Origin of the sequence: Christensenella sp. (assembly GCF_034927525.1) — a bacterium.
Lineage (GTDB): Bacteria > Bacillota > Clostridia > Christensenellales > Christensenellaceae > Christensenella.
In genome coordinates this window covers 1-4504 of record NZ_JAYFPU010000019.1, presented here as the reverse complement: position 1 = coordinate 4504, position 4504 = coordinate 1, and the positions used below count along the sequence as shown (strand labels likewise).

The following is a 4504-nucleotide window of genomic DNA, read 5'->3' as shown; positions in this document are numbered from 1 at the left end:
TTTCGATACATTTTTTAGTTCGATACTTTCCATTTTTTATCCCTCTCCGTAAAGGATGCTCAAAATCTCTTGTAATTCTTCGAGCGCAATCCCACTGCTTTTTGCCGTTTCCACCGCATTTTTGAGATACGCTTCGGCAATTTTTAATTGTTCTTCGCGCACAAATTCCACGTTCTTTTTCGCGACAAAGCTGCCTTTGCCCGTAAAGCTCTCGATGAAACCGTCGCGCTCCAGATCGTCATACGCGCGCTTTGTGGTGATCACGCTGATCCGCAGTTCCTTTGCCAGCAGCCGCATGGACGGAAGGGCGTCCCCTTCTTTTAGCACACCCGTCAGGATCATGTTTTTGATCTGCGATGTGATCTGTTCATAGATCGGCTTTCCGCTGGAGTTGCTGATGATGATATCCACTCATCCAATCCTCCGTTTTAAATATTGTATATATACTTTATATACAATATAGCGCTTGTATATTTGTTTGTCAATACTTTTATTGCACGAAAAAAGGAAGCGTTTCTGCTTCCTTCTTTCGGTTATATGGTTTTTGTTCGGGTTAACGTATTGCTGCCGACGGGGTAGGGGTAGGTATCGGAGGCTGTACCGGCGCAGGGGCATCAACCGGTGCAGGCGTGGGCGTAGGTACCGGCCCTTCGTCTGCCGACGGGGTAGGGGTGGGCGCAGCGTCGTAATCTGCCGCAGACGGTTGCGGCGTGGGTGTCGGTACATTTGCCGGGGCTGGTTGTTCGGGCAGCTCCGCATCTGCGTCATTTCCGATGTACTCCGGTACGCTGAGTGACACCATACAGGATTTTGTCTCTCCATCCTTTTGGAACGTTAAGACCGCTTCTACAGTGATTGGAACTTGCTTTTGGGTCGTCCATTCCATTGTTTTCTTTTGGCCGTCCTCAAGAGAGAAGGTATCCCCCATTTGCCCCTCTTTGATTGCAGACGCTTCTACTTTACAATTTTCTATCGTTTTTCCACTGTTGTTTTCTACCGTAAAAATATATTTTACCTTTGCCTCGTTTTGTGCAACAGGCGACATATTTGCCTGAATCGACACGCCATCGGTAACGGCGGCTTCCGGCAGTTCTGCGGGCTGTGGATCCATCGATGCGGCATCGTCCACCGCAGGGGCTGATTCCGTTGCGGCCGGAGCGGGCGTTTCTGCCTGTGCCTGCATGTCCTTATCCGCGGCCTGTCCGAGCGAACAAGCCGTAGTGAAACAGGCGACGAGCATCACCGCTGAGAGCGCTACTGCCGCCAGCTTGATGCTTTTCTTTGTATTTTGTTTCATATATATCCCTCGTATTCTTTGTTCGGCAACCTGTCTTGAGCTGCCGAGAGCCATTCCTAAAAGATATCTTGGCACTTCCTCCCCTGAAAACATGGTGAGCACCGTGTTTGCGTATCGCTTTTTTTCTTCTTTGTCCATACGCTTTACGACAAGACTGTCGCACGCGATCTCCATATCTGTCACAATACGCCTGTCCGCAAGCCATACCACCGGATTGAACCACCATACCGCTTTTAACAGGTTCACCAGCATACGCACCAGATAATCGCGCCTGCGGTAATGCGTCAGCTCGTGCAGCATCGCGTAGCGCAGCACACCATCGTCTGCATCCGCCATATCGGCCGGCAGCAAGAGCTTAGGACAAAAGGCTACCGTGAGCGCAGGCGTAGTAAGCCCTATACACAAACGCATGGGGATAGCACGCCGCACACCCGCCTCCTCTTTGCATTGCTCAAAGATACGCGCGATCCGGCTGTCCGGCAATACCCCGTTTTTTTGCAGCATTGCGTGCATACGTGCCGCATAAAGCAGCATATAGGCCATGACGACGGCCACGCCCGCGAGCCATACGATCAGTACGATCTGTTGTGCAGACAGCGCAGCCACGTGCGCCGCCGGTGTTCCCGTAATGGTTTGTGCGGCTGTACCCGTCGTATATGGAACCGTCTGCTGCACGGCATTTGCAGGCAATGTAATGAAATGGAACCCACTTTCTATCGTTATCGGAACCAGCAGTCGTGCGATCAGCAGAAACCACAGCCCGTACTGCAGCGTTGGTGATAATTTGTTTTTGAGTAGTTTCTGGAACAGGACAATACCGCAGAAAATCACCACGGCATAAACGGAGACAGACAAAAGGGTATTTGCTACCGCCATATCATTCACTTCCTTCCGAAAGCTCGTCTATCAGCGCCTTTAACTCCTTCTGGTCTTGCTTTGTCAGTTTGCTTTGCTGGATCATGCATACAAGCAGCTGCTTTGCCGCCGCATCGTCCATTTTGTCAAGCAGGCTCCGGCTTTCCTCGCGGATACACGCCTCCTGTTCGCGCAGCGGATAATAAAACTTGTCCCTGCCCTTTAGGTCAAAGCCCACAAAGCCCTTTTTCACCAATTTGGACAGGTAGGTCGCGTACGTCGTATAGCTCCACTTGACGCTGTCACCCATCGATCGAATCACCTCGGAAAGCGTTTGCGGCTCTTTGCCCCAAAGCGCGGACATCACAGCCCATTCGGGCCCTGTCAGTGTTGTTTTCATCCTTGCTTCCTCTCTTGCTCTGTTCTCGTGTTACGATTGCAATAGTTTTATTACTATGATTATAGTAATAATGTTTTTGATTGTCAATACTTTTTTTGCAGGGTTACCCCTCGTGAAGGATATATTGCCCTTTTCCGTTTCTTTTTGCCTGATAGAGCGCATTGTCGCTCTCGTGGTAGAGTGTTTCAAAATCTTTTTTGATTGCAGGATTAAAAAATGTGCCGCCCAGACTGACCGCAATATGGAAATCCGGTATCTTGGGGAACGACACCATACCGATGCTCTGGAGCAGCCTATTCATGAGATCACGTCCGCTGTCCACATCCGTTACCCCTATGATATATGCGGCAAATTCGTCGCCGCCCATACGCATCACGACGTTTTCTCCCTTGAAAAGCTTTTGCAGGCCGCCTGCAACGATTTGAAGCACCAAATCCCCAGCGCTGTGTCCATATTGATCATTGATCGATTTGAAGTCGTCCACGTCCAGTATACAAAACATCCCGCCGATCCCCCGATCGATCAGTGCTTTGATCTTCGTTTCTCCTGAGCCCCTATTGAATATTTTTGTCAGGGAATCCCTCTCCGAGACGATTTTCATGCGCGCGGCATATTCCACGTTATATATCCCATCCCTTAAGATGAGGCAGTTGACGCCTATGCCCAGTGCGGTAAACAACACCAGATCGATCATATCGGCAATAAACATCTCTTCTGTTTTTGCGATAAAGCAGCAAACCGTATACGCAGCCGCAACAAACACAATGAACAACACGATCCGCCACGGTTTGTCTAGTATAAACAACGGGAGCACGCAAATGAACACCATTATGGTAATGGACGGTTGCGTCGGATCTAAAAACGTGCCCATCAATATCCCCATGACCATCAACGGCAGCATCCACAAGTAAAACAATACCGTACTGTGCCGGTTATGATTTTTTGTACAGCGCAACACAACATACATCAGCACAAAGTAGGCCAGAATAACCAAAAATTCTGTATTGAACGTAATGGTGCGCCGCATTAGCTGCCCAAACAACACTGCAAAACACATCATTATGATCCCGATCAGGGAAAACGACTTCAGGTTTTGATAGTTGCGGGTTTGTACCTCGTCCTTATATTGATCAAGTGTCGTTCCCTTAAAAAATTGTTTCCATTTTTTATCCATACTTATCCTCTTCATCGATAGGTTGCCGCCGAGGACAAAATGCTCCCGTCGGGCAAATAAAGTCCTTCGCTGTACAAGAAAAGCTTCACGTCGTTTTTGCTCAGCTGGCATTTGGGCCCGAGTCGTATGCTTGTGAGCGCGTCCATGCCGACCTTTTGCAAATTGAGCTCTACGTATGACTTGATGGTTTTGCCCACGACAGTCGTCTTAATACGGCTGAACAGGTCTTTTTGCGCGACGTGCTTGGAACGTTGTTCGAATTTCTCGCAGGCGTTCATGGTGGGCAACGGGAAATTGACCGCCAGCCGCCACTCGTGTTCCTCATGGAACGCCGGATTTTTACAAAACGCGCTTTGTCCGTTGATCGCGCGGAACAGCTTGATGATCTCTCCCGTTGGCTGTGCGTTTTGCTTGAGCAAATCGTTTAAGATATGGAAGATACTGCGGATATACGGGCGGATCATATCCTTTTGTTCCTGCTGTGTATAGCGAATGGGCTGGAACTGAAAGGTATGACCCGGCTCGTTCGTCTCTGGAATATCGACCAGCTTTTTTTGCAGCTTATCCGGACAAAAGCCGATACATACACCGTTGCCATCATCTGCATAGCCACGCCACTGGCTTAAGCTGTCGCCCTGCTCGGAGAAGCAGATCGCGTATGTGATAAAATCGTCGTACCAGTGCTGCCCCGTGCTTTTGAGCTCGTAGCTGATGAGCTCTTGTACCGCATCGCGGCCGCTATATTCTGTCTCTCCGTCCGTAAAAGAAAACGCAAACG

Annotated in this window: 5 protein-coding genes; all 5 read right to left on the bottom strand. The window is 49.4% G+C overall.

What is annotated here, in order from left to right:
* Nucleotides 1–36 precede the first annotated feature (36 nt).
* Entirely contained in the window at nucleotides 37–411 is a 375-nt protein-coding gene (locus VB081_RS00630; RefSeq protein WP_323398936.1) for a GntR family transcriptional regulator, read from the bottom strand.
* Between the two features lie 142 nt (nucleotides 412–553).
* Entirely contained in the window at nucleotides 554–2173 is a 1620-nt protein-coding gene (locus VB081_RS00625) for a M56 family metallopeptidase (RefSeq protein WP_323398935.1), read from the bottom strand.
* A gap of 1 nt (nucleotide 2174) precedes the next feature.
* Nucleotides 2175–2552 (bottom strand): BlaI/MecI/CopY family transcriptional regulator, encoded by a 378-nt coding sequence (locus VB081_RS00620; RefSeq protein ID WP_323398934.1) that lies wholly within the window; start codon nucleotides 2550–2552, stop codon nucleotides 2175–2177.
* 103 nt (nucleotides 2553–2655) lie between these two features.
* The gene (locus VB081_RS00615; RefSeq protein ID WP_323398933.1) at nucleotides 2656–3726 is read right to left on the bottom strand and encodes a GGDEF domain-containing protein; all 1071 of its coding nucleotides are present in this window, start codon (nucleotides 3724–3726) and stop codon (nucleotides 2656–2658) included.
* A gap of 11 nt (nucleotides 3727–3737) precedes the next feature.
* Nucleotides 3738–4504: DUF2971 domain-containing protein (locus tag VB081_RS00610; RefSeq protein ID WP_323398932.1), on the bottom strand; the 767-nt coding region annotated here is incomplete at its 5' end.

Bases quoted from the DNA above. Each gene is read 5' to 3' on its own strand.
- VB081_RS00625 (WP_323398935.1), bottom strand. From the start codon at position 2,173: ATGGCGGTAGCAAATACCCTTTTGTCTGTCTCCGTTTATGCCGTGGTG.
- VB081_RS00620 (WP_323398934.1), bottom strand. From the start codon at position 2,552: ATGAAAACAACACTGACAGGGCCCGAATGGGCTGTGATGTCCGCGCTT.
- VB081_RS00615 (WP_323398933.1), bottom strand. From the start codon at position 3,726: ATGGATAAAAAATGGAAACAATTTTTTAAGGGAACGACACTTGATCAA.